This window comes from Curtobacterium sp. PhB136 (assembly GCF_004346855.1).
GTDB lineage: Bacteria > Actinomycetota > Actinomycetes > Actinomycetales > Microbacteriaceae > Curtobacterium.
Window position 1 is genome coordinate 309,360 of sequence record NZ_SMGH01000007.1, and the last position, 23,109, is coordinate 332,468.

The window sequence follows — 23,109 nt, forward strand, 5'->3', positions numbered from 1 at the left end:
AGGTTGGGGTCGGGTCGCCGGGCCGGGCCGGGTGGTCAGGCGGGTGCGTCCAGGACCTCGATCACCAGGGGCAGGCCGAGGAACCGTGCGTGGTGGGCGGCCGCGGCCTCGAGCGCGCGGACCGCCGGCGCGGCCAGCGGCACGAACGGGGTCACCGTGGTGCGGACGTCCCGGGTGCGCTCGGCGCTCTTCCACGTGCCGACGACCTGTCCGCGGTGCACGGCCATCGGCAGGAACATGCCGTTGCCGCCGGGGACGACGCGGTCCGCGTGCACGGCGTCGAGGTGTCCGCTGCGGTCCGCGTACCCGAGGAGGTACTCGTCGAAGCCCGGCAGCAGCTGCCCGGTCGCGATGCCACCGGGCTCCGGCCGGTCGGCGAGGGCGAGGAGTCCGTCGCCGAGGTCCTCCACCGCGTCGCCGGCCGCGGCCCGGGCGCGACGGAGGTCCCCGAGCGGGAGCTTGGTCCAGTTCGCGGCGTCGACCTCGGTCGCCGGCCCGCGGCCGCGGAGGTATCCGACGAGCGTCCGCCGGAGCGCCTCGTCCCGGTCGGGCACGGGCTCCGTGGCGGGCGCCCACTCGTCGAGCAGCACGAGCTCCTGCCCGACGCGGCCGGTCGGCCCCCAGGCGACGAGTCCCTCCTGCGCCAGGTGGAGCAGCAGGTGGTACCCGCGGCCGCCGGCAGGGTCGATGCCGGCGTCGCGGTAGCGGCCGAGGATCCCGTCACGATCGAGCGACCGGCCGCCGCCGAGCGCCTCGACGGTGAGGTCACGGGCGCGGGCGACGAGCGCGTCGTCGATGCCGAGCTGGCCGGCGCGGCGGGTCAGCGTCGTGAACGTCCGCGATGCCGTCAGGGAGAGGAGCATCCGGAGGTCGTCGGGCCGCAGCACGTGCAGCGTGCCGCGCATCGGCCACGAGCGGACGAACTCCCCGCGGTCGAACGCGGCGCGGACGTCGGCCCGGGTGAGTCCGAGCGCGCGGGACCCGATCGCCCAGAGCGACTGCCCGAGGTCCTGCGCCTGGAGCGCCGTCATGTGCGTGACGACGTCGAGCGCCGACCCGCCGGACACCCCGACCCCCTGCGCGGCGAGGCGCATCGCCCGGAGGCGGGCGGGGGTGATCACGGCGAGCTCAGGCCACCGCGGCGGCGATGTCGTCGACGTGCTGCTCGATGTACGCCACGTCGGCGCGGTACAGCTCGGCGTGCCCGTGCGCGAGGTCGCTGATGAACTTCGGGTTGCCCGCCGAAGCTTCGGACTCGAGCGTCGTGACGAGCGCCACGATCGACGCCACCATCGTGTCCGCGAGCCGTGCCCGGGACGGTTCGTCGAGGCCGTAGGCACGGCAGAACTCCGCGGCCCGGGCGAGGCGCTGCTCGAGGGCGGGGGCCGTCGACCCCTCGACCTCCCCCGTGGTGAACGGGGCGAACCGGTAGACCGCGCTCGCCACGTCCCAGACGCGCGGCCCGGGGTGCGCGGTGTCGAAGTCGATGATCCCGACGGCGGCGATGCCGTCGTAGACGCAGTTGTACGGGGCGAAGTCACCGTGCACGACGGTCTCCACCGGCGCCCGGGCCGACTGGGACCAGACGTCGGTGTCCTCGTCGAGGGGGAAGGTCGCCGCGGCGTCGTGGTAGTGCCGGAGCATCCGGGCGCTCGTGACGAGGGCCGCTTCGCTCGCGATGTCCTCGGTCCACGGGTACTCCCCCGCGACCCCGGGCACGAACGACACGGTCTCGAGGGTGTGCCCGAGCTCGATCGGTTCCGGTGCGGCCACGAACCCCTGTTCGTGGAGGTGCCCGAGCAGGCGGTGGACGGTGGGCGTCCACGGCCCGGCAGGCCGGTGGACTCGGTCATCTGCCCTGGTGATGCGCTCCATGGGAGCCCTCCTGTCGCGGTCGTCTCCGTTGACGTGCTTCCGGCGTGTGGGAGAGCGTATCGGGCCGTGGCTGATGATGTCGCGATCCATTCGCACACATACGACGGGCGGAAGGGTGCTCCCATCCGTATGCACCGTTGCATGCAAGGCGTAGGATCGAGCCCGTGAACAGCAGCACGACCAGCGCCCAGGCCGCGTCGGACCGGGCCTACGACCACGTCAAGCGCGCGATCATCCGCGGCGACCTGCCCGGCGGCACCGCCATCAGCGAGAACGCCCTCTGCCAGGACCTCGGGGTCTCCCGGACGCCGGTGCACGAGGCGTTCCTGCGCCTGGCGGCCGAGGAACTCCTGACGCTCGAGTCCCGCAAGGGCGCCGTCGTGCGCCCGATGTCCCCGAACGAGGCGGCGGACGTGCTGGAGATGCGCGAGGCGATCGAGAGCACCGCGGCCAGCCGCGTCGTGACCGACGGCCGCGTGACGGACCTCGCCCCGAGCCTCCAGGCCATGCTGGCGGAACAGGCGACCGCCGTCGCCGACGGGGACGTCGACCGCTTCATCGAGGTGGACGCCGAGTTCCACGGCGCCGTGATCGGTGCGTCGCGGAACGCGATCGCCGTGCTGTTCGCGCGGACCCTGCGCGACCGGCAGCAGCGGCTCCGGCACCAGCTGATGCGGGTGCAGCCGTCCCAGCTGCAGTCCTCGCTCGACGACCACCGCGCGCTCGCCGCTGCACTCGAGGACGGGGACGCCGCCCGGTACGCGGCCGTGCTCCACGACCACGTCGCATCGCACCGGGGCGCCCTGTGAGCGCGACCGGATCGATCCCCACCACGGGCTCCGTCGCGCTGCCGCGCGCCCGGGTGATGCCGTGGGTCGCAGTCTGGGGTGCCGTGTTCGTGTGCTCGTGGGGCGGTAACCAGTTCAGCCCGCTGCTGCTCATGTACGAACAGCGTGCGCACTACTCGTCGGTGCTCGTCAACGTCTTCCTCGGCGTCTACGTGCTCGGGCTCGCGCCGGCACTGCTCATCGCCGGGTCCCTGTCCGACCGGCACGGCCGTCGCCCGCTCATGCTCGCCGGCATCGGGTCGGCGGTGCTCGGCAGCGGGTTGCTCGCGCTCGGGCCGCTCGGACCGGAGTTCCTCGCGATCGGGCGGCTGTTCTCCGGGGTGACGGTCGGCATCGCGATGGCGGTCGGGAACAGCTGGGTGAAGGAGCTCTCGCAGGGCCGCTTCGACCGGGCCGCGGACGCCGGGGCCGGAGCACGACGGGCATCGCTGGCGTTCACGCTCGGCTCGGCGTCCGGCGCGCTCGTCGCGGGGCTCATCGCGCAGTGGGGACCGATCCCCGAGGTGCTGCCCTTCCTCATCCACATCGCTGTCGCCCTGCCGTTCGCCGTCGTCGTGTGGCGGACGCCGGAGACGCAGACCTCTGGCGGCCTCCCCGGACCCTGGTGGCGCCAGCTCCGCGTCCCGAGCGCCGGACACCGCCGGTTCACCCGCGTGGTGCTCGTCGCCGCGCCGTGGATCTTCGGCTCGGCCGCGATCGGGTACGGGTACCTGCCGACCCGGCTCGAGGGGGCAACGGGTGCGTGGGGGCTCGTGTTCGCCACCGCCGCGACCGTCGTCGCACTCGGGGTGTCCAGCGCGGTCCAGCCGATCGCGAAGCGGGTGCACTCGATCACCTCAGCCAGGGGGCTCGCGTGGGCGGTGTTCCTGATGACGCTCGGGATCGCTGTCGTCGGCGTGGCGATCGTGCTGCAGTCGGTGTGGATCGGGCTCGCGGCGAACGTGGTCATCGGCGTCGGGATCGGCTTCGGGCTCGTGTCGTCGCTGCTCGAGGTGCAGCGGATCGCGGGGCCGCGGGACCTCGCCGGGTTGACCGGGGTGTTCTACGCGGCGGCGTACGCGGGGTTCCTGGCGCCGGCGGTCATCGCGGCGGTGGCGGGCGTCGTGGCGCTGCCGGTCGTCCTCGCCGTCATCGTGGCGCTCGGGCTCGTGTCGTGGGGCGGCGTGCTGGTGTCGTCGCGCCGGCACATCCCGGGCGCGTAGGCGCGGCGCCGGGCGCGGGCGCGCAGCGCGGCGCGCAGCGCGCTACAGCCGGTCGCGGAGCCAGCTCGGGCCGCGCGTGGATGCGTCGGCGCCGAGCGCCGACACCCGCTCCCGCAGCTCCCGGTCCGCCGTCACGACGACGACCGGCGCGTGCCCGGCGTCGAGTGCCGCTGCGGCAGCGGCGACGATCGCGTCGTCCCCGGACCCCGACGCGCGTTCCACCGAGACGAGGCCCTCGTCCCCGCCGGCAGCAGCGACCGCCGCGCCCTCGAGCACCACGGTCCACCGCGGCCACCACTGCGTGAACCCGAGCCCCAGCGCGTCGGCGGGCAGCCCCACCGCGGCGAGCGCCGTCACCTGCGACAGCAGCCGCCCGGCAGCCCCCGCCCGGTCCTTCCACCACCCGTCGGGCACGCTCCCGACGACGTTCGCCGCGTCGACGACGACGTGCGGCGTGGTGCCGATCGCGTCGCGGAGCGCGGGCCACGATGCTCCGAAGCCCGGGTGCAGCGGCAGCGTGTCGACCTCGGCGAGCGGGATCCAGGACAGCGCGAGGCTCTCCCGGTCGCTGATCACCGGTTCGAACGGCGTGCTCGCCCGTCCGACGACGGTCGTGTAGGTCCAGTACCCGAGGTCGAGCACGGACGTGTGCCGGAGGTCGACCCCGTCGAGCGGGACGCCGGCTTCCTCCGCTGATTCGCGGAGCGCGCCGGTGACCGCGTCCTCGTGCTGGTGGCGTGCGCCGCCCGGGATGCCCCAGGTGCCGCCGTGGTGGCTCCACTCGACGCGGTGCTGCAGGAGCACCCGTCCGTGGCCGTCGTCGACGAGGAGTCCGGCGGCGCCGAACACGCCCCACGCCTTGGTGCCGTCGGGTCCGTACGCCCAGGCGTCGCCGGGGTCGCGGGGGCCGGGCGGCGGACCGGGAGGCAGGGCATCGGGCACGCTCCCACCCTTCCACACGCGCCCGTGGGCGGGCCGTCATGTGACCGCGGGCGTCGTGTACGGTGCTGATCGAGACACGGGGTGCCGCATCCAGCGGCTGAGATCACACCCGTCGAACCTGCTCGAGCTCGTACTCGCGAAGGGATCGTCCATGGAAACCGCTGCGCCCGCACGGGCTGAACGCACCGCCGAACTCCTCGAGGCCGTCAGGGCCAGGAGTCCCCTGGTGCAGTGCATCACGAACACGGTGGTGCAGAACGTCACGGCGAACGTGCTGCTGGCGCTCGGCGCCTCGGCTGCGATGGTCGACGTGCCGACCGAGGCCGGTCCGTTCGCCCGGATCGCCGACGCGCTCCTGGTGAACACCGGCACCCCGCACGCCGAGCCGCGGACGGCGTCGCTCGAGGCGGCCGCGGCTGCCGCCGAGTCGGGGACCCCGTGGGTCCTCGACCCGGTCGCGGTCGGATCGCTGCCGGTGCGCACCGCACTGGCCCGCGACCTGCTGGCGCTCCGTCCGACCGTGCTGCGGGGCAACGCGTCGGAGGTCCTCGCCCTGCTCGGCTCCTCCGACGGTGGGCGCGGGGTGGACAGCACGGCCGGCACCGATGACGCGCGTGCGTCCGCCGTCGATGCGACCGCCGGGAGGCTCGTGGGCGCGGTGGCGGTGTCCGGTCCCGTCGACCTCGTGGTCGGGTCGAGTGCCCAGGGCGGCTCCGTCGCACCGGTCCAGGTCGCGAACGGCACGGAGCTCCTCACCCGGATCACCGGCGGCGGCTGCGCGCTCGGGGCGGTGATCGCCGCGTTCGCGTCGGTGAGTCCCGGCGACCCGGTCGCCGCCGCCGTCGCCGGGACCGCCGTGCACACGATCGCGGCCGAACTGGCTGCGCGGGACGCCGGGGGTCCGGGGACGTTCCAGCCGCTGTTCCTGGACCGGCTCGCGTCGCTGACCCCGGAGGACGTGGTCCGCGAGGCACGCATCAGCGAGGAGACGGCGGCATGAGGGACCTCGGCGTCTACCTCGTCACCGACCCCGTGCTCTGCGACCGGCACGGGCTCGGGGTGCTCGGCGTCGTCCGGGCGGCCGTGCACGCCGGGGTCCGGATCGTGCAGGTGCGGGACAAGCAGGCGAGTGCGCGGGACCTCCTCGCGCTGACCGGTGCGGTCGCGGATGCCGTCGGGGACCGGGCGGAGGTCGTCGTGGACGACCGGCTCGACGTCGCCCTGGCCGCTCGGCACGCCGGGCACCGGGTCGCCGGGGTGCACCTCGGGCAGTCCGACGTGCCGGTGTCGGCTGCGCGGGCGCTCCTCGGGCCGGACGCACACGTCGGTCTGACGGCGAACACCCCGGCGCACCTCGCTGCCCTCGAGCGGCTCCCCCGCGGCACGGTCGACCTGCTCGGTGTCGGGGTCGTGCACCCCACGTCGACGAAGCCGGACCACCCGCCGGCGCTCGGGTACGAGGGGATCGCGCGGCTCGCGGCGGCGACGGACCTGCCGTGCGTCGCGATCGGCGGAGTGGACCTCGACGACGTCGCACCCCTGCACGCGGTCGGTACGGCGGGCATCGCCGTGGTGTCCGGGATCTGCGCGGCGCCCGACCCGGGGTCGGCGGCCGCGGCGTACGTGGCGGCGTGGGCGGGCTCGGCACCCGGCCGTGTCGGCACCGCGACGGCACGTGACGGGCGCGTGGCGAGCCTCCAGACCGGGTCGACCGGAGCCGCGCGATGAGCGGGCCGGTGCGCGTGCTGAGCATCGCCGGGACCGACCCGACCGGCGGTGCCGGGCTGCAGGCCGACCTGAAGTCGATCGCGGCGCACGACGGGTACGGCATGGCGGTCGTGACGGCCGTCGTCGCGCAGAACACGCACGGCGTGCGGTCGGTGCACGTGCCGGACGTGCGCGTCCTGCGCGACCAGCTCGACGCCGTGTCCGACGACGTCGTCGTGGACGCGGTGAAGACCGGGATGCTCGCCACCGCAGCCGCCGTCCGTGAGGTGACCGCCTGGCTCCGCACGAACCGGCCGCCGGTCGTGGTCGTGGACCCGGTGATGGTGGCGACGAGTGGTGACCGGCTGCTCGACGCCGACGCCGAGGAGGCGATGACCGAGCTGCTGGTGTTGGCGGACCTCGTGACGCCGAACCGGGCCGAGCTCGCGGTGCTGGCGGGGCTGGCGGGGCCGTCTGGATCGGCGGGGTCGGCCGGGCTGGCCGGCGCGGCGGCCACGGATCCGCTCGATGCTGCTCGTGCGGTCGCAGCGCGCTGGGACGTCCTCGTGCTCGCGAAGGGCGGGCACGCTGCGGGGCCGACCTCGGACGACGTGCTCGTCGCGCCGGACGGCACCGCGCGGGTGTTCTCCGCACCGCGCGTCGACACCGCGAACACGCACGGCACCGGGTGCTCGCTCTCGAGCGCGATCGCAACCCTGGCGGCGCGGCACGGCGACTGGGAGATCGCGGTCGGCGTGGCGAAGGACTGGTTGACGGCGGCGCTCCGCGGGGCGGACGCACTCGAGGTCGGGAGCGGGAACGGGCCGGTCGACCACGGCGCGCAGCTCCGGGCGGCCCTGCCGGAGCCCCGGTACACGGACGTGTGGTGGGACGACGTGCGGGCGGTGCTCGACGAGACCATCCGGGCGCCCTTCCTCGTGCGGATGGCCGACGGCACGCTCGAGCCCGACGTGTTCGCGGGGTACCTGGCGCAGGACGTGCACTACCTGCGGGCGTACGAGGGGCACCTCGCCGCGGTCGGTCGTGCTGCAGCCGCAGGGTCCGAGGCCGCGGCGTTCTGGGCGGCGGCCGCTGCCGGCTGCGCCGACGAGGCGGCGAGCCTGCACCACCGGCGCCTCGCCGGCACGCACGCCGACGACCCCGTGCACCCCACGTGCGCCGGGTACCTCGCGCACCTGCGGGCGGCCGCGGACTCCGGCGAGGTCGCGGTCCTCGCCGCAGCGGTCCTGCCCTGCTTCCGGGTCTACGCCTGGGTCGGGTCGCAGCTCGGGGTCGCCCCGGTCGGGCACCCGTACGCGGACTGGATCACGGCGTACGGCGACCCTGGGTTCGGGGCGTCGAGCGCCGCGGCCACGGCGCACGTGGAGACGCTGGCGCGGGCGGCGGGTCCGGCGGTGCGGGGTGCGATGGCGCGGGCGTTCCGGGACTCCACGCGGTGGGAGCTGGCGTTCTTCCGGATGCCCTACGAGCTCGGGGGCGCGGTCGTCGGCGGCTCGGTGGTCGGCGCCGCCGTTCCCGGGGCCAGCCGGACCAGCGCGACGTCGAGTGCTCCGTCGGACACGGTGCAGCGCATCCAGGTGTAGTCGGGCTGACGCCGTCGGTCCGTCGGCGACCCCGGGTTGAGCAGTCGCAGCCCACCCGGGGCCGTCGTGTCCCACGGGATGTGCGAGTGCCCGAACACGAGCACGTCGACGTCCGGGTACTCCGCCGCCGCCCGCCGCTCACGGCCGGTCGCGGCGCCGGTCTCGTGCACGAGCGCGAAGCGGAGCCCCTCGACCTCGAAGCGGGCGACGAGGGGCAGGCGGTCGTCGAACTCCGGACCGTCGTTGTTCCCCCGGACGCCGACGAACGCCGCGCTCCTGGCCTCGATCGCGTCGAGCGTCGCCAGGTCCACCCAGTCCCCCGCGTGCACCACGAGGTCCGCGGCGTCGATGTCGGCCCAGAGCGCTGCCGGCAGGTCCTTCGCGCGCTTCGGCAGGTGCGTGTCCGAGAGCAGGACGAGCGAGGTGGTCACTCGGACCCGGGCTGGCGGTTCGCGGCGTTCGGCATCGGGAGTCCGGCCTCGTCCGAGGCGCCGAGCCGTTCGAGCAGCCCCGCGAGCAGTGCGATGTCGTCGTCCGACCAGCTCGCGATCCGCTCGTCGAGCGCGTCGCGGTGCAGCTGCACGGACCGTTCGAGCGCGGCGCACCCGGCTTCCGTCGCCGCGAGCGGCTTGGCGTTGCCGGTGCCGCCGTCGGTCGTGCGGATGAGCCCCGCCGCGAGGAGCCCGGACAGCTGCCGGGAGATCGTCGAACGGTTCAGGCGGAGGTAGCGGGCGATGTCGATCGCCATGCAGCCCTCGTGCTGGACGATGAAGTCGACGAGGGACTGGTCGACGACGCTGAGCACGGACTCGGTTCCGCGGGCGCGGATGCTCGCGCGGCGGGTGATGCGTGAGAGCTCGGTGTAGGCGCGTCCGATGTCAGCGTTGCGGACGTCGGACCTCGGGTGGTCCATCGTGCCTCCAGCCATTTCTGCCGCTCCCCCACGGGTCGACGGCGGTGTTGATCTGCCGGTCACCATACCGGCGGGGTCGCCGGACCGGCTACTCCCCGCGGATCGCGGCTTCCAGCGTGGGGATGTCGAGCTTCACCATGCGCATCATCGCGTCGAAGGCTCGCGCCCGGCCCTCCGGGTCACCGCCGGCGCTCATCAGCTCGCCCCAGTTCGCCGGGGTGACCTGCCATGACACCCCCCACGCGTCGGTGAGCCACCCGCACATCGACGGTGTGCCGCCCGCGTCGAGGAACGCGTCCCAGATCCGGTCCAGCTCGTCCTGGTCGTCGACGTCGATCTGGAACGAGATCGCATCCGAGTGCGGGTGGCCGGGGCCGGCGTTCATCGCGCGGTAGGGCTTCCCGCCGAGGACGAACTCGACGACCATCGTGGTGCCGTCGGGCAGCCGCTGCACGTTCTGCACGGACGAGTCGGGGATGACGGAGGTGTAGAAGGTGGCGGCTTCCTCGGCCTGCCCGTCGAACCAGATGAAGGGGACGATCTGTCGCACGGTGGTGCCTCCTCGGTGTCTCAGTCCGCGACGTTGCGGCTGAGCAGTGGTGCCTTCTCGGGGTGTTCGTCGAACCAGGTGCCGACGAACCAGCACATCGGGACGATGCGCTTGTCGTTCTTCGCCTCGACGTCGCCGACGGCGTACGCGACGAGTTCCGCGGCGTAGCCGTGCCCGCGGTGCTTCGGCACGGTGTAGGTGTGCGGGAACGCGACGGCGTCGACGTTCTCGCGGTAGTCGAGCACGCTCACGAGTTCACCGTCGACGTACATCGCGTACCGGCTCTGGTCGGCCTCGTCGCGGAACTCGTGTGCCATGTCGCCATCATGCCTCGGAATGCACCAAGCGGCACGGCGTTGTGTGGTGACCATGACAACTGAGGACATCACGACGATCGGCATCATCGGCGCAGGCAACATCGGATCGCAGCTCGCACGGCTCGCCGTCCGGAACGGCTACGACGTGGCGATCGCGAACTCCCGCGGTCCGGAGACCCTGCAGGACCTCGTGTCCGAGCTCGGCGAGCACGCGCGTGCCGTCACCCGTGACGAGGCCGCCGTAGCGGGTGACCTGGTCGTGGTCACCACGCCGCTCGCCGCGATCGAGACGATCCCCGTCGAGCCGCTCGTCGGCAAGGTCGTCATCGACACGAACAACTACTACCCGCAGCGCGACGGCCACATCGCCGCGCTCGACGACGAGACGACGACCACCGCGGAGCTGCTGCAGGACCACCTGCCCGGTGCGAAGGTGGTCAAGGCGTTCAACCACATCGCGGCGGCGGACCTCACCACGGCGGGCTCCCCGCGCGGCACCGAGGGACGCCGTGCACTCATCGTGGCGGGCGACGACGCCGACGCGAAGCGGACCGTCGCGGACCTCCTCGACGAGTTCGGCTTCGACGCGGTCGACATCGGCCCGCTCGCCGAGGGATGGCGCATCCAGCGGGACACCCCCGGCTACGTCAAGCCGTACGCGGCGCTCGACCTCGAGCTCGCCGTGGCGGACGCGAAGCGCTACCGCGACATGTGAGCCGAGCACCGGGCGTGCGACGGCACGCCCGGTCGCGCTCAGGCCTCGTCGAAGATGACCGTCATCTCGGCGAGGTCGTCCTCGCTCGGCACCCACGTGGTGCCGGCCTCGACGTTCTGCACGATCTGCTCGGGCTTCGTCGCCCCGGCGATCACGCTCGTCAGCCCCGGCTGCGCCAGGAGCCACGCGAACGTCGCCTGCAGCATCGTCACGTCGCGCTCGTCGCAGAACCGCTGGTACTCCTCGAGCGCGTCCCAGGGTGCGCTCTGGAGCAGCTCCGGCTTCAGCTTCGACAGGCGCCCGTCGGCCGGGCCGCCCTCGCGCGTGTACTTGCCGCTGAGGAGGCCGTTGTAGAGCGGGAAGAACGGCAGGAACCCGAGCGCGTACGCACGGACCGCCGGCAGCACCTCGGCCTCGACCCCACGGGACAGCGGGCTGTACTCGTTCTGCGCCGACACGAACGCCGTGGTGCCGGCGATCGACGCGGTCAGCTCGGCCTCGGCGACCTGCCACCCGGCGAAGTTCGAGTGCCCGATGTAGCGGATCTTGCCCTCGCGGACCAGGTCGTCGAGGACCGACAGGGTCTCCTCGATCGGCGTCACCGGGTCCGGGCGGTGCATCTGGTACAGGTCGATCCAGTCCGTCCCGAGGCGCTGCAGCGACGACTCCACGGCGAGCCGCACGTACCGGCGGGAGCCGCGGACGTCCCAGTCCGGCCCGTTGACGCCCTGCATGTCCATGCCGAACTTCGTCGCGAGGACGACCTCGTCACGACGGCCGGCGATCGCCTTCCCGAGCATCGACTCGGACTGGCCGGGGGTCCCGCCGTAGATGTCGGCGGTGTCGAGGAGGGTGACGCCGGCGTCGAGTGCGGCGTGCACGACGGCGTCGGTGCCCTCCTGCGTCTCGGTCGCCGTGCCGACCCGGCCGAAGTTGTTGCAGCCGAGGCCGACGGTGGAGACGACGAGCCCGGAGGGGCCGAGTGGACGGTGTTCGATGACTGCCATGCGTCGACCGTACCGATCACCCCGGAACTGGGGCTGCATCCGGTCGACGCGTTGCCGTTACAACTGACGATGGATCAGTACACGGAGGGAGCAGCGCACGTGGCGTCGCATCGCATGCACGATTCCGATCGACCCCGTCGGCCCGTTCCGGCGTGGGTCACGGCCCCCTTCGTCGACGGCGCGGTCGGCCCGGGCGACGGCGCGGCCGGCTCGGTCGACACGTCCGGCACCGGCCTGGAGGCTCGCCCCACGCCCGTCCCGTCCGCTCCCGCCCCGGAGACGATCGAGTCCAGGGCACCCCGGGTCACGCCCGGCAGCGTCCCGGCTCCGGGCAGCGCTCCCGGTCCGGCCGCGCAGCACGCACTCGACCCGGACGCCGTGGTCCCCGACTACCCGCCGACCGAGGCACTCCTTCCCCCGGCCCCGATGTCGCCCGTCGTGCACACGACCCCGTTCGACCGGGTCACCGGCGCCTCGGCTCCCGCACCGGTCTCCCCCGTCGACGCCCCGGCACTCGTCGCAGCGGCCGCGTCGGCACGCGCTCCCGTCCCCGCGCCGTCCGGCCCCGTGGTCCCCCGCGCCGGCCAGCCGCGGTTCTCGGTCCCCGGCCTCGAGCACGTCGTCGTCGAGGGCACCGAACCCGAGCCGACCGGACCCGTCGGCTACCGGACGCCCGCCCGGTTCGCACACCAGCAGGGTCTGGTGCCGCCCACGCCGACTCCGGCTGCGGCGCCGTCCTTCGACGCGGTGCTCGCCGCACCGCCCACCACCGCGACCCGGGCGCTCCCGACACAGCCCAAGGCGGACGCGACCGCTCCTGCCGGGGCCGACCCGAGCCTCTCCCCACCGGCACGGCCGGCCCGCCGCTGGCGCGTCGGTCCGGGACCGGCGGCGTGGGCCCAGACCGCTGCTCCCGCACCGTCTGCTCCCGCACGCCGCGCGCTCGGGGCGACCCCGGGATCCGTGCTCGGTGCGGTCGCGGCACTCGCGACGCTGGGTCTCGCGGCGTGGTGGTTCACCGCTCCCGGAACCGTGCACGCCGTCGGGCTCGCGCTCGGCGTGATCGCGCTCGTGTGCTCGTTCGCGACGCTGCGGAACCGCGCGGCGACGTGGCAGCGGCCGGTCGCGCTCCTCGGGGCGGTGCTCGGCACGGTCGGCACGCTGGTGCTGCTCTGGGCCGTCGCGAGCGCAGTGCTGCCGATGGCCGGCGTGACGCTCCCCGACCTCACCGGCGCCGGCGTCGTCCCCACGCTCGCGCCCTGACGCGCTGCGGGCCGGGCTCGCCGCCTGCCGGTCGCCCGCCGGCCCCCGGTCCGCCGGCCCCCCGCCCGCCGGTCGAGTGCGCAGACGTTGCTGCCGAAGCCGGATTCGCGCGCGACTGCTGCGCACTCGACTGCGGGGCCGACGCCGAGGCCGACGGCCACGGGCACGGCGCCGGCCACGGGCCACGGCGCCGGCCATGGCGGCGGCCTGTCGAGTGCGCAGACGTTGCTCCCGAAGCGGGATTCCGGCGCGACTACTGCGCACTCGATGCTGCGGAGACCGCACGCCCGACCACGCCCGACCGCGCCGCCGCGCGGCTCAGACCGCGCGGACGACCCCGCGGGACAGGATCGCGTTCGTCAGGGCGTCGATCGGTTCCCGCTGCACCGTCGGGTTCGCGATGAGGACGTAGTCGACGGCCGGCAGGTCCGGCAGCCCCAACCGCTGCGACACCTTCACCAGGTCGGCCGGGATCAGCGAGTGCGGGAACACCGCGACGCCGATGCCCGCCCGGACCGCCGCCAGCACCCCGTTCACGTCACGCGTGTTGCAGGTGATGCGCCAGGTGCGGCCGGCGGCCTCGAGCGCGTCGATCGCCATCTGCCGGCTGATGCTCGGCGCCTGGTACGCGATGAGCGGCACCGGTTCGTCACGCTCCACCGCGATGCCGTCCTGGGCCATCCACACCATCTGGTCCGTCGCCACGCGGGTGCCCTCGGCGGACTCCCCCGCCGTCTGCTTGATGAACACGAGGTCGAGCTGCCCCGCGTGCACCCGGCGCAGGAGCGGTGACGACTGGTTCACCGTCAGCTCGAGGTTGACCTGCGGGTGCAGCCGCCGGAAGTCCCGGAGGATCCGCGGCAGCTGGGTGATCGCGAGGTCGTCCGCCGCACCGAACCGGAGCCGGCCGCGCGTCGCCGATCCGGAGAAGTAGGCGTCGGCGGTGGCGTGCGCCGCGAGGATCGTCCGCGCGAACCCGGCCATCGCGTCGCCGTTGTCCGTCAGGGAGACCCCGCGGGTGTCCCGCGCGACGAGGGTCCGGGACACCGCGGTCTCGAGGCGCCTGACGTGCTGGGACACCGTCGGCTGGCTGATGCCGAGGCGGGCCCCGGCCTGTGTGAAGCTCTGCGTCTCGGCGACGGCGAGGAAGGTCTGGAGCAGCACGGGATCGAGCACGGGTCTCCTTCGACCGTCGTCCGGGCCCATTCGGGATCGCAATGGACTGATAGCCACCATAGGGGTATCGAATGGCTTCGCGCCAAGTAGTTTCGATGGGGTACCGATTCCGCCCTCGACCGCCGGAGAACCCCACCGTGAGCGCGTCATCGACGACCCTCTACCCGCCCACCGAACCGCTCCCGATCCAGGCCACCAGACCGCCGTGGCGACACACGCTCATCGCGCTGTCGGTCCCGAACTTCCGCCTGTTCACGGCGACGAACCTCGTCGCGATGACGGCCGGCTGGATGCAGCGCATCGCGCAGGACTGGCTCGTCCTGCAGCTCACCGGCTCGGTCGCGCAGGTCGGCATCACCGTCGCGTGCCAGTTCGCGCCGATGCTCTTCTTCGGGCTGTTCGGCGGCGTGATCGTCGACCGGTTCTCCAAGCGCGCGCTGATGATGATCACGCAGGGCGCCTTCGCGCTGCTCTCCGCGCTCCTCGCGGTGCTGACGCTGTCGGGGGTGGTCCAGGCGTGGCACATCTGGGCGATCGCCTTCGTGGTCGGCATGGTCACCGTCATCGACAACCCGGCACGCCAGGTGTTCGTCACCGAGATCGTCGGCCACGAGCACCTGCGGAACGCGATCAGCGTGAACTCGTCGGTGTTCCAGCTCGGCGGGATGATCGGCCCGGCACTCTCCGGGGCGCTGCTCGTCGCCGTCGGGGCGGGGTGGTCGTTCGGGGTGAACGCGATCGCCTGCGCCGCGGTGGTCGTGACGCTCGGGTTCCTGAAGGTCTCGGAGCTCCACCGGACACCCGCGACCCCACGCGGCAAGGGGCAGCTCGTCGAGGGGCTCCGCTACGCCGTCGGGAAGCCGACCATCATCGTGCCGGTCATCCTCGTGGCGTTCTTCTCGGTCTTCGCGCTGACGATGCCGGTGCTGCTCTCCGCGTTCGCCTCGCAGGTGTACGACGTCGGCGCGGGCGGCTACGGCCTGTTCAACTCCGCGGTCGCGGTCGGTGCCCTCGTCGGCGCCCTGCTGTCGACCCGACGGGCGGTGGTCCGGCTGCGGACGATCGTCGGCGGGGTGTTCTGGACCGGGATCCTGCTCGTGATCTCCGGCTCGATCCCGGTGATCGCCCCGTTCACCGTGATGCTCGTCGCGGTCGGGATGTCGCAGCTGCTGTTCCAGACGGCGTCCAACTCGCTCGTGCAGCTGTCCTCGAACACGGCGATCCGCGGCCGCGTGATGTCGCTCTACATCCTGGTGCTGCTCGGCGGACAGGCCATCGGCGGGCCGCTCATGGGCCAGGTCGTCGACCACTTCGGCGCGCACGTCGGGATGATGGTCGCCGGCGGCGTGCCGGCCGCGGCGGCGGCCGTCATCGGCCTGGTCCTCGCCCGCCGAGGCGGCTTCCACCTGGCGGTCCGGATGCGGCACCACATGCCGCTCCCGGCGATCGTCGGTCACCGCTGACGGACGGGAGGCTCGGTGCGGGCCCGCACCGAGCCTCCCGTCCGGCCGTGGTCGCGACCATCCTGTGGGTCGCTCCCGGTGATCGCTCGCACCCTGCGGCGCGGCGTGGTCCCGCACAACGGAAAGCACCCCGAACCACGGGAGTCCGCGGTTCGGGGTGCTTTCGGTTGTGCGAGGTGCGTCAGTACGCGACGCCGAAACGCGCGCGGTGGTGCGCCGGCGTCTCGATCTCGTCGACGAACGCGATCGCGAAGTCATCGCCGGAGATGTCCGAGTTGCCGTCGGCGTCGGTGAGCAGGACCTCGTCGGTGGTGCGGTACGTGCCGCGACGCTCGCCGGGGTTGTAGCTGCCGAAGGCGGCTGCGGGGCTGACGTAGAACCAGTCGACCTCGGTGTCGGCGGTGCGGAGCGCCTCGAGGATCTGCGCGTGGCTCTTCGCCTCGCCCTTGAACGCGTCCGGGAACTCGGCCGTGTCGAACAGGTGCGGACCGCCCTCGGCGACGAGCAGCGACCCGGCGCCACCGACGATGCCGAGGCGTGCACCGGCGGCCGCGGCGGCGTCGACGAACGGCTGGAACCGGTCCTTGAGCTCGCTGCCGTCGGCCTGGACCGCGTGCAGCGCGACGACGATGACGTCGGCGCCCGTCGTGACCTCGGCGACGAAGCCGGCGTCGAACGCGTCACCCTGCGCGGGCGTCAGACCCTCGGCGGCCTCGAGCTTCGAGGTGTCGCGGGCGACGGCGACGACCCGGTGGCCACGGGACAGGGCTTCGCGGGTGATGGCGGAGCCGGCGTACCCGGTGCCTCCGAAGACGACGATGGTGGACATGTGTGTTCCTTTCGTGGTGGTGCGTGCTTGCCTGACTCACCTTAAGGGCGTTACTCTCTTTCGGTAAGTAGGCACCTCGCGGTGCGTGACTCTCGGCTCCCGGAGGACCCATGACTGCGCTCGAGTACAGCCCCTACGCCGCGGACTGCCCGTCCCGACAGCTCCTCGACCGCATCGGCGACCGGTGGAGCGTCCTGACGATCGGCACGCTGGCGTCCGGTCCCCATCGGTACTCCGCGATCGCGGCCGCAGTGCGGGGCGTCTCCCAGAAGATGCTCACGCAGACGCTCCGGGCGCTGGAACGCGACGGCCTCGTCACGCGCACGGTGTTCCCCGAGATCCCGCCGCACGTCGAGTACGAGCTCACCGACGCCGGCCGGTCGCTCCGCCGCGTGCTGGAGCCGCTCGAGGACTGGGCCACCTCGCACATGGACGCGGTCGCCGTGTCACGCCAGGAGTACGACGCGGCACGCTGACCCGGCTCCGGGGTGCGCGTGGTTGCGTGGGGGGCATGCGATCGATCGTCTACTCCCAGCCCGGTGACTCGTCCGTCCTCTCCCTCGTCGACCGCGACGTGCAGGAACCCGGCACCGGCGAGGTCCGCGTCCGCGTCGTCGTGTCCGGCGTGAACCCCACCGACTGGAAGGCCCGCGCCGGCGGCACCTACGGCGACGGCCTGCCGTTCCCGGAGATCACCCCGAACCAGGACGGCGCCGGCGTGGTCGACGCCGTCGGGCCCGGCGTCGACGAGGTCGCCGTCGGGGACCGCGTGTGGCTGTTCATGTCCGCGGCGCAGCGTCCCACCGGGACCGCGCAGGAGTACACCGTCGTCCCGGCGTCCCGCGTCGTCCCGCTGCCCGACGGGATCTCGTTCGACGTCGGCGCCTCGCTCGGGGTCCCCGCGATGACCGCGCACCGGGCGCTGACCACGCACGAGGAGGGCCCGGCGCGCCTCGGACCCGGCGCACTCGACGGGATGACGGTCCTCGTCGCCGGTGGTGCCGGTGCCGTCGGCCACGCCGCGATCCAGCTCGCGCGGTGGGCCGGTGCGACGGTGATCTCCACGATCAGCTCCGACGAGAAGGCCGCGCTGGCCACCGCCGCCGGCGCCCACCACACCGTGAACTACCGCGCCGGGGACACCGCCGCGGCGATCCGGTCCATCGCCCCGGACGGCGTCGACATCGTCGTCGAGGTGTCCATCCCGCAGAACGCCGACCTCGTCGCCGAGGTGCTCGCGAACCACGGCGTCGTGTCGATCTACGCGAACAACGGGGGCGACTCGGCATCGCTGCCGATCCGGCCGAACATGAGCGTGAACGCGCGGTACCAGTTCCTGCTGCTCTACACGATCGGGGACGAGGCCCTCGCCGCCGCGGCCGAGGACATCACCGGGGCACTGCACGACGGGGTGCTGCCCGTGGGGGTGGACGCGGGGCTGCCGCTCACCCGGTTCGACCTGGCGGACACGGCGGCGGCGCACGACGCGGTCGAGGGGGACGCCGTGGGCAAGGTGCTGATCGACGTGCAGGCGGCGTAGGGGGCGGCGGTGGCGCGGCGCGGCCCGCGCGGCGCGCGGCGCGGCCCGGCGCGGCCCGCGCGGCGCGCGGCGCGCGGCGCGCGGCGCGCGGCGCTGCGGCGCTGCGCCCGCTCGGCGCGGGCGGTGCCGCTTGGTTCCGCACAACCAAAGTCGCGCCGAACCACGGAAATCGGTGGTTCGGTGCGCTTTCGGTTGTGCGGCGTCGCGGTCGCCGGTTGCGCCCCGCTGCAGATGTCGCGCCCCGTCACACCGAGGCGCGATGTTCGTACCGGGGCGCGATTCGCAGCCCCGGCGGACGCCACCGGCCGGACCCACCGGCCGGCCTGCGGCGGCGCCGCCGCAGCGGCGCAACGCTATGGCGGCGCTGCGGCGCACCGGCCCGCGGCGCAGCGGCGCACCGGCCCACGGCGCAGCGGCGCACCGGCCCACGGCCCGCGGCACAGCGGCATGGCGGCGCGGCGGCGCCGCCGGCGCGGCGGCGCCGCCGGGAGCGGCCCGCCTCAGCGCGCGCGGCGCGTGAGCCGCGCGCGGGCTGCACGGAGCGCCCGCTCGAGGTTCGCCGCGACGACGCGCGGGTCCTCGTAGTCGGCGTCGGAAGCGTCGGAAGCGTCCACGGCACCCGTCGCGAAGCCCCCACCGCCCGCAGACGCGCGACGCTCCACCACACGGATGGGAGCCCGGCCGAACAGCGGCGTCGTCGGGTGCACGCTCGTCATGCCGTCAGCGTACGACCGGCGTCCGACAGCCGTGACGAACGCGGTGCACCGACGCTCACACGGTCGCCGGCTCGCTCACGCTCCGGCGCCGTGCCGGGAACGTCAGCGTGCACGCCACGGCGACGTACTGCGCGACGACACCGACGTTCCGGACGTCGAGGTCCGTGAACGCCCCCGGCGTCGGGCAGTCCACCGTGAGCATGCCGAACGAGTAGCCCTCTCCCCGGATGACGACCGCGACGTAGGACCGGTACCGCGGGTCGAAGTCCGGCGCGTCGTCCACAGCGTCGACGTCGGACTCCCGGTCGCCGACCACGCGCGGCGCTCCGCCGTCCAGTACCCACTCGAGGTTCCGGTCACCGTACGGCGTGCCCGCGCGGAAGGTCCCGGCCGTGTCACCCGCTCCGCCGTGCCCGATCGGCTCGAGCGCGTCGAGCCGCTTCGAGAGCAGGTAGACGTTCGCCCGGACGTCGGGGACGTGCGGCAGCAGGTAGAAGGCCAGCGCCGCGGCGGCCCGGTCGGCGAACGCCCCGAGTTCGGTCCGTCGGACGGCGGGCTCGTGCGCCGCGAACCGGGTGAGCCGCGTGGCGATCTGGCCGAAGCCGTACTGCACCGCGACCTCGTACGCGGCGAGCGCAGTGGCCCCGGCTTCCTCGGCGGCAGCGCGCACCGTGGCGTTGCGTCGGGCCCGGGCCACCTGCCACACCACGACGACGACGAACACCACGAGCGCGGCGACGATGAGGGCGACCCGGGCGGTGGGTGCTCCGACGATGTTGGGCACCTGGAACGCGGCCGTGGGCACCGCGGCGGCCACGACGGGCAGCGCGATGTCCCGGTAGTGCGTGCGGCGTCCCCGCTCGTTCCCCTCGATCACACCCCGACGCTACGGCCGACCACCGACGACGCCATTGCCACAACGGGTGCGATGGGAGGACCATCGTCCAATGCGCATCAGTGACGATCCGCTCCACCCCGCCGCGACACCCCGCGCGATGCGCGGCGCGACGACCACCTCGACGAACACCGCGACTCGGGCTGCGACGCCCGCCGCGACACGGCTCGCCGCCCCCACCGCGGCACCATCCGCGCCGACGAAGACACCACGCGACTCGAGCGTGCACACCGTCGCGAAGACGCTGGCCATCCTCGAGGTCGTCGCCGAGCGCGGCAGCGCCACCGCCAAGGAGGTCTCCGAGGCCCTGGGCTTCCCCCTCCCGACCGCGTACCGGCTCCTGCACGCACTCGTCCACGCCGACTACCTGGTCCACGTCCGGGACGAACGCCGGTTCGAGCTCGGCCGGAAGCTCCACGCCCTCGGAGCGATGGCGTCGGCACCGACACCCCGCCCCGCTGCCGGCTGAGCACAGCACGCCCGACCGCGCTGGTAAGCATGGTGCATGACCCAACTCGCCACGCCCGCCGCCGGAACCCGAGCGATCGTCCTCGGAGGCGGCGGGGTCGCCGGCATCGCCTGGGAGCTGGGGGTCCTCGCCACCCTCGAGGAAGCGGGCGTCGACCTCGGCGCCGCGGACCTCGTGATCGGCACGAGCGCCGGCAGCGTCGTCGGGACCTTCGTCCGGCACGGTGGCGTGCGGGAGGCCTACGAGCAGCAGATCTCCCCGCTCGCGACGACCTACGAGGAACCTGTCGTCATCGACGCCGAGGCGATGCAGGAGCGGTTCGGCCAGGCACTCGTCGGCATGACCTCCGAGCAGGACGGCCGCGCCCGCCTCGGCCACGCGGCGCAGGCCGTGACCACCGGGCAGACCGACGACGAGCGCGTGGCGACGTTCACCGAGACCCTGCCGTCCACCGAGTGGCCGGCAGCGCCGCTGGCGATCACGACGGTCGACGCCACCGACGGCTCCTTCCGCGTGCTCACCGCGGCGGACGGCGTCCCGCTCCCCCGTGCGGTCGCGGCGAGCTGCTCCGTCCCCCTCGTCTGGTCGCCGGTCACCGTCGAGGGCCGCCCGTACATCGACGGCGGCGTCCGCTCCGGGACGAACTCCGACGTCGCTGCCGGGTACGAGCGGGTGCTCGTCATCGCCTGCGGTCCCGAGGCGCCGTCGCCGCTCGGGCCGTGGCTCGACCAGGCCGTCGAGTCACTCCGCGCAGGCGGTTCCTCGGTCGAGGTCGTCGTCGCCGACAGCGCGTCGCAGCAGGCCTTCGGCACGAACTCGCTCTCGCTCTCCACACAGCGCCCGTCAGCCGAGGCAGGTTCTGCACAGGCCTCGGCAATCGCCTCCCAGATCGTGGACTTCTGGGCATAGTGGAGGCATGACGACCCCGTTCTCGGACCTCGACCAGTACATCGCCCTCCCCCGTGTGGACGGGATCGCGCTGAGCCCGGACGGTGGTCGTGTCGCCCTGACGGTCAGCACGCTGGATCCGGACGCCACCGGGTACCGGCGCGCCGTCTGGTCCGTCCCGGCGACCGGCGACGGCGAGCCGGTGCGGCTCACCCGCTCGGCGAAGGGCGAGTCCGGCATCGCCTTCACCCGGCAGGGCGACCTGCTGTTCGTCTCGGGTCGCCCCGACGCGGACGCCGCCGACAGCGACGCCCCGCAGCTCTGGATCCTGCCTGCCGCTGGTGGTGAGGCACGTCCCGTCACCCGCCTGTCTGGAGGCACGGGTGGCGTCCTCGCGACGGCCAGCGCTGCTGACGTGGTCGCCGTCACCGCCGACCTCCTGCCCGCGGCGTCCGCCGGCGATCCCGACGGGGCGATCGCGCGCGATGCCGAGCTCCGGAAACAGCGCAAGGACAAGAAGGTGCAGGCGATCCTGCACGAGAGCTCCCCCGTGCGGTTCTGGGACCACGACCTCGGTCCCGACCAGACCCACGTGCTCGGCATCGACCTCACGGCGCTGTCCGACCCGACCGGGGCAGCGCCGAAGACCGACGACGACTCCTACCCCGCGCACCTGCCCGCGCCGACCGACCTCACGCCGGCGCCGGGGCGGACCCTCGACCACGTCGACGGCGCGCTCACCCCGGACGGCGCCACGCTCGTGCTGCAGGTCGGGGTCAAGGAGAGCCGGGGCCAGCGTTCCGCCATCGTGACCGTCGACGTCGCGACCGGTGCGCGGACGGTGCTCTTCGACGACGACGGCGTCGACCACGAGATGCCGGCCCTCAGCCACGACGGCCGCACGCTCGCCTGGGTCCGGACGGTTCGCTCGACCCCAGCGGGCGCGCACCAGCAAGAAGTCTGGACGGCGTCGATCGACGGCTCGGATGCGCACCGCATCGCCACCGACTGGGACCGCTGGCCGAGCGAACTCGTGTTCGCGGCGGACGACACCGCGGTCCTCGCGACCGCCGACCAGGACGGCCGCGCGCCGGTCTTCCGGATCCCCCTCGACGGCGCAGCCGTCGAGCAGCTGACGGACGACGACTGGGCGTACTCGAGCCTCCGCGTGTCGGCGGCGACGGGCGTGGTCGTGGCGCTCCGAGCCTCCTGGGCGGCGCCGCTGCACCCCGTCCGGATCGCGACGGACGGCACGGTGACCCCGCTCGCGACGCCGGCGCCCCTGCCGGAGGTGCCCGCCCACCTGGAAGAAGTCGAGACGGTCGCGGCCGACGGCGCGCGCATCCGCGGGTGGCTCGTGCTGCCGGAGGGCGACGGGCCGCACCCGTTCCTGCTCTGGATCCACGGCGGGCCGCTGAACTCCTGGAACCAGTGGTCGTGGCGGTGGAACCCGATGCTCGCGGCGGCGAAGGGGTACGCGGTCCTGCTGCCCGATCCGGCCCTCTCCACCGGCTACGGGCTCGACTTCGTGAACCGCGGGTGGAACGCGTGGGGGCAGGCGCCGTACACCGATCTCATGGCGATCACCGACGCCGTCGTCGCGCGGGACGACATCGACGAGACCCGGACGGGTGCGATGGGCGGCTCGTTCGGCGGCTACATGGCGAACTGGGTCGCCGGGCACACCGACCGGTTCCGGGCCGTCGTCACGCACGCCTCACTGTGGGCGCTCGAGCAGTTCAACGGCACCACGGACGCGCCGGAGTACTGGTCATCGATCTTCGACGCCGACGGCATGCGCGAGAACGACCCGCACCGTTTCGTGGCGGACATCGTCTCCCCGATGCTCGTCATCCACGGCGACAAGGACTACCGGGTACCCATCGGTGAAGGACTCCGGCTCTGGTCGGATCTGGCGGAGCACCATGCGGCGCCGGACGGCTCGATGCCGCACCGGTTCCTGTACTTCCCGGACGAGAACCACTGGGTGCTGAAGCCGCAGCACGCGGTGGTCTGGTACCAGACGGTGTTCGCGTTCCTCGGGCAGCACGTCCTCGGCGACGACTGGGAGCGTCCGACATTGCTCGGCTGAGGGCGGCTGGCCCGACCCCGAACGACAGCACCGCTGAGGGCGGCTGACCCGACCCGGAACGACAGCACCGCTGTCGTACGACGTCGACACCGTCGTTC

At 73.6% G+C, this 23,109-nt stretch carries 24 protein-coding genes, 1 pseudogene and 1 riboswitch; of the genes and pseudogenes, 13 read left to right on the top strand and 12 right to left on the bottom strand.

Annotated elements, in window-relative coordinates; genetic code table 11:
- Positions 1 to 35: 35 nt before the first annotated feature.
- Together EDF27_RS13415 and EDF27_RS13420 are read right to left on the bottom strand one after the other, a co-directional pair.
- Positions 36 to 1,121, bottom strand: coding sequence for a winged helix DNA-binding domain-containing protein (locus EDF27_RS13415; protein ID WP_132049273.1), 1,086 nt, complete (start codon positions 1,119 to 1,121; stop codon positions 36 to 38).
- 7 nt (positions 1,122 to 1,128) lie between these two features.
- Positions 1,129 to 1,875: a phosphotransferase gene (locus EDF27_RS13420; RefSeq protein ID WP_165931493.1), complete on the bottom strand. Its 747-nt coding sequence runs from the start codon at positions 1,873 to 1,875 to the stop codon at positions 1,129 to 1,131.
- A gap of 164 nt (positions 1,876 to 2,039) precedes the next feature.
- On the opposite strand from EDF27_RS13420, the gene EDF27_RS13425 reads away from it, so the two are divergent.
- Together EDF27_RS13425 and EDF27_RS13430 are read left to right on the top strand one after the other, a co-directional pair.
- Complete coding sequence (locus tag EDF27_RS13425; protein WP_132049276.1) at positions 2,040 to 2,684, top strand: GntR family transcriptional regulator; 645 nt, start codon at positions 2,040 to 2,042, stop codon at positions 2,682 to 2,684.
- Entirely contained in the window at positions 2,681 to 3,925 is a 1,245-nt protein-coding gene (locus EDF27_RS13430) for an MFS transporter (RefSeq protein WP_207909630.1), read from the top strand. The genes EDF27_RS13425 and EDF27_RS13430 overlap by 4 nt, the downstream gene beginning before the upstream one ends.
- Positions 3,926 to 3,967: 42 nt before the next feature.
- Here EDF27_RS13430 and EDF27_RS13435 read toward each other — a convergent pair whose 3' ends face one another.
- Positions 3,968 to 4,867, bottom strand: a complete 900-nt coding sequence (locus tag EDF27_RS13435) for an NUDIX hydrolase (protein WP_123704629.1) — start codon at positions 4,865 to 4,867, stop codon at positions 3,968 to 3,970.
- 67 nt (positions 4,868 to 4,934) lie between these two features.
- A riboswitch (TPP riboswitch) is annotated at positions 4,935 to 5,030 on the top strand.
- On the opposite strand from EDF27_RS13435, the gene thiM reads away from it, so the two are divergent.
- The 3 genes and pseudogenes from thiM to thiD form a co-directional block, all read left to right on the top strand.
- A complete protein-coding gene (thiM, locus tag EDF27_RS13440; protein ID WP_123704549.1) occupies positions 5,019 to 5,867 on the top strand; it encodes a hydroxyethylthiazole kinase in 849 nt (282 codons plus the stop codon). Its footprint overlaps the riboswitch before it by 12 nt.
- The gene (gene thiE / locus EDF27_RS13445; protein ID WP_132049278.1) at positions 5,864 to 6,595 is read left to right on the top strand and encodes a thiamine phosphate synthase; all 732 of its coding nucleotides are present in this window, start codon (positions 5,864 to 5,866) and stop codon (positions 6,593 to 6,595) included. Before thiM ends, thiE begins: the two co-directional genes overlap by 4 nt.
- A pseudogene (gene thiD / locus EDF27_RS20135) lies at positions 6,592 to 8,001 on the top strand (bifunctional hydroxymethylpyrimidine kinase/phosphomethylpyrimidine kinase); the annotation flags it as partial. The gene thiE and the pseudogene thiD, both read left to right, overlap by 4 nt.
- Before the next feature lie 56 nt (positions 8,002 to 8,057).
- Here thiD and EDF27_RS13455 read toward each other — a convergent pair.
- From EDF27_RS13455 to EDF27_RS13470, 4 genes are all read right to left on the bottom strand, one after another.
- Positions 8,058 to 8,609: a metallophosphoesterase gene (locus EDF27_RS13455; RefSeq protein ID WP_123653046.1), complete on the bottom strand. Its 552-nt coding sequence runs from the start codon at positions 8,607 to 8,609 to the stop codon at positions 8,058 to 8,060.
- Positions 8,606 to 9,091, bottom strand: a complete 486-nt coding sequence (locus tag EDF27_RS13460; RefSeq protein ID WP_165931494.1) for a MarR family winged helix-turn-helix transcriptional regulator — start codon at positions 9,089 to 9,091, stop codon at positions 8,606 to 8,608. Before EDF27_RS13460 ends, EDF27_RS13455 begins: the two co-directional genes overlap by 4 nt.
- A gap of 88 nt (positions 9,092 to 9,179) precedes the next feature.
- Complete coding sequence (locus EDF27_RS13465; protein WP_132049284.1) at positions 9,180 to 9,641, bottom strand: VOC family protein; 462 nt, start codon at positions 9,639 to 9,641, stop codon at positions 9,180 to 9,182.
- Positions 9,642 to 9,661: 20 nt separating this feature from the next.
- Positions 9,662 to 10,060, bottom strand: a complete 399-nt coding sequence (locus tag EDF27_RS13470; RefSeq protein WP_347812801.1) for a GNAT family N-acetyltransferase — start codon at positions 10,058 to 10,060, stop codon at positions 9,662 to 9,664.
- Between EDF27_RS13470 and EDF27_RS13475 the strand changes: the two genes are divergently transcribed.
- Positions 10,026 to 10,673, top strand: coding sequence for an NAD(P)-binding domain-containing protein (locus tag EDF27_RS13475; protein WP_132049478.1), 648 nt, complete (start codon positions 10,026 to 10,028; stop codon positions 10,671 to 10,673). The two genes, EDF27_RS13470 and EDF27_RS13475, sit on opposite strands and share 35 nt — an antisense overlap.
- 38 nt (positions 10,674 to 10,711) lie before the next feature.
- Here the strand turns inward: EDF27_RS13475 and EDF27_RS13480 are convergent, their stop codons facing one another.
- Positions 10,712 to 11,680: an aldo/keto reductase gene (locus tag EDF27_RS13480; RefSeq protein ID WP_132049286.1), complete on the bottom strand. Its 969-nt coding sequence runs from the start codon at positions 11,678 to 11,680 to the stop codon at positions 10,712 to 10,714.
- Between the two features lie 114 nt (positions 11,681 to 11,794).
- On the opposite strand from EDF27_RS13480, the gene EDF27_RS13485 reads away from it, so the two are divergent.
- Positions 11,795 to 12,943 carry a hypothetical protein gene (locus EDF27_RS13485; protein WP_132049288.1) on the top strand — a complete coding sequence of 383 codons (1,149 nt, stop codon included), beginning with the start codon at positions 11,795 to 11,797 and terminating at the stop codon, positions 12,941 to 12,943.
- Between the two features lie 318 nt (positions 12,944 to 13,261).
- Here the strand turns inward: EDF27_RS13485 and EDF27_RS13490 are convergent, their stop codons facing one another.
- Positions 13,262 to 14,119, bottom strand: a complete 858-nt coding sequence (locus tag EDF27_RS13490; RefSeq protein WP_123653040.1) for a LysR substrate-binding domain-containing protein — start codon at positions 14,117 to 14,119, stop codon at positions 13,262 to 13,264.
- A gap of 137 nt (positions 14,120 to 14,256) precedes the next feature.
- Here EDF27_RS13490 and EDF27_RS13495 point away from each other — a divergent pair, with 137 nt between their 5' ends.
- Positions 14,257 to 15,582, top strand: coding sequence for an MFS transporter (locus tag EDF27_RS13495; RefSeq protein ID WP_123653039.1), 1,326 nt, complete (start codon positions 14,257 to 14,259; stop codon positions 15,580 to 15,582).
- A 181-nt stretch (positions 15,583 to 15,763) separates the two neighbouring features.
- Here EDF27_RS13495 and EDF27_RS13500 read toward each other — a convergent pair whose 3' ends face one another.
- The gene (locus tag EDF27_RS13500; RefSeq protein ID WP_132049290.1) at positions 15,764 to 16,411 is read right to left on the bottom strand and encodes an NAD(P)H-binding protein; all 648 of its coding nucleotides are present in this window, start codon (positions 16,409 to 16,411) and stop codon (positions 15,764 to 15,766) included.
- 110 nt (positions 16,412 to 16,521) lie between these two features.
- Between EDF27_RS13500 and EDF27_RS13505 the strand changes: the two genes are divergently transcribed.
- Both EDF27_RS13505 and EDF27_RS13510 read left to right on the top strand, forming a co-directional pair.
- Complete coding sequence (locus EDF27_RS13505; protein ID WP_132049292.1) at positions 16,522 to 16,887, top strand: helix-turn-helix domain-containing protein; 366 nt, start codon at positions 16,522 to 16,524, stop codon at positions 16,885 to 16,887.
- Positions 16,888 to 16,922: 35 nt separating this feature from the next.
- Positions 16,923 to 17,951, top strand: a complete 1,029-nt coding sequence (locus tag EDF27_RS13510; protein WP_132049294.1) for an NADPH:quinone reductase — start codon at positions 16,923 to 16,925, stop codon at positions 17,949 to 17,951.
- Positions 17,952 to 18,451: 500 nt separating this feature from the next.
- Here the strand turns inward: EDF27_RS13510 and EDF27_RS13515 are convergent, their stop codons facing one another.
- Both EDF27_RS13515 and EDF27_RS13520 read right to left on the bottom strand, forming a co-directional pair.
- Positions 18,452 to 18,667, bottom strand: a complete 216-nt coding sequence (locus tag EDF27_RS13515; RefSeq protein ID WP_132049297.1) for a hypothetical protein — start codon at positions 18,665 to 18,667, stop codon at positions 18,452 to 18,454.
- Positions 18,668 to 18,722: 55 nt separating this feature from the next.
- On the bottom strand, positions 18,723 to 19,544 hold the full coding sequence (locus tag EDF27_RS13520) for a GAF domain-containing protein (RefSeq protein WP_132049299.1): 822 nt from the start codon (positions 19,542 to 19,544) through the stop codon (positions 18,723 to 18,725).
- Between the two features lie 70 nt (positions 19,545 to 19,614).
- Between EDF27_RS13520 and EDF27_RS13525 the strand changes: the two genes are divergently transcribed.
- The 3 genes from EDF27_RS13525 to EDF27_RS13535 are packed head-to-tail and all read left to right on the top strand — an operon-like array spanning position 19,615 to position 23,011.
- On the top strand, positions 19,615 to 20,031 hold the full coding sequence (locus EDF27_RS13525; RefSeq protein WP_132049301.1) for a helix-turn-helix domain-containing protein: 417 nt from the start codon (positions 19,615 to 19,617) through the stop codon (positions 20,029 to 20,031).
- A gap of 36 nt (positions 20,032 to 20,067) precedes the next feature.
- Positions 20,068 to 20,940, top strand: a complete 873-nt coding sequence (locus tag EDF27_RS13530; protein ID WP_132049303.1) for a patatin-like phospholipase family protein — start codon at positions 20,068 to 20,070, stop codon at positions 20,938 to 20,940.
- Positions 20,941 to 20,947: 7 nt separating this feature from the next.
- Positions 20,948 to 23,011, top strand: a complete 2,064-nt coding sequence (locus EDF27_RS13535) for an alpha/beta fold hydrolase (RefSeq protein WP_132049305.1) — start codon at positions 20,948 to 20,950, stop codon at positions 23,009 to 23,011.
- Positions 23,012 to 23,109: the final 98 nt, after the last annotated feature.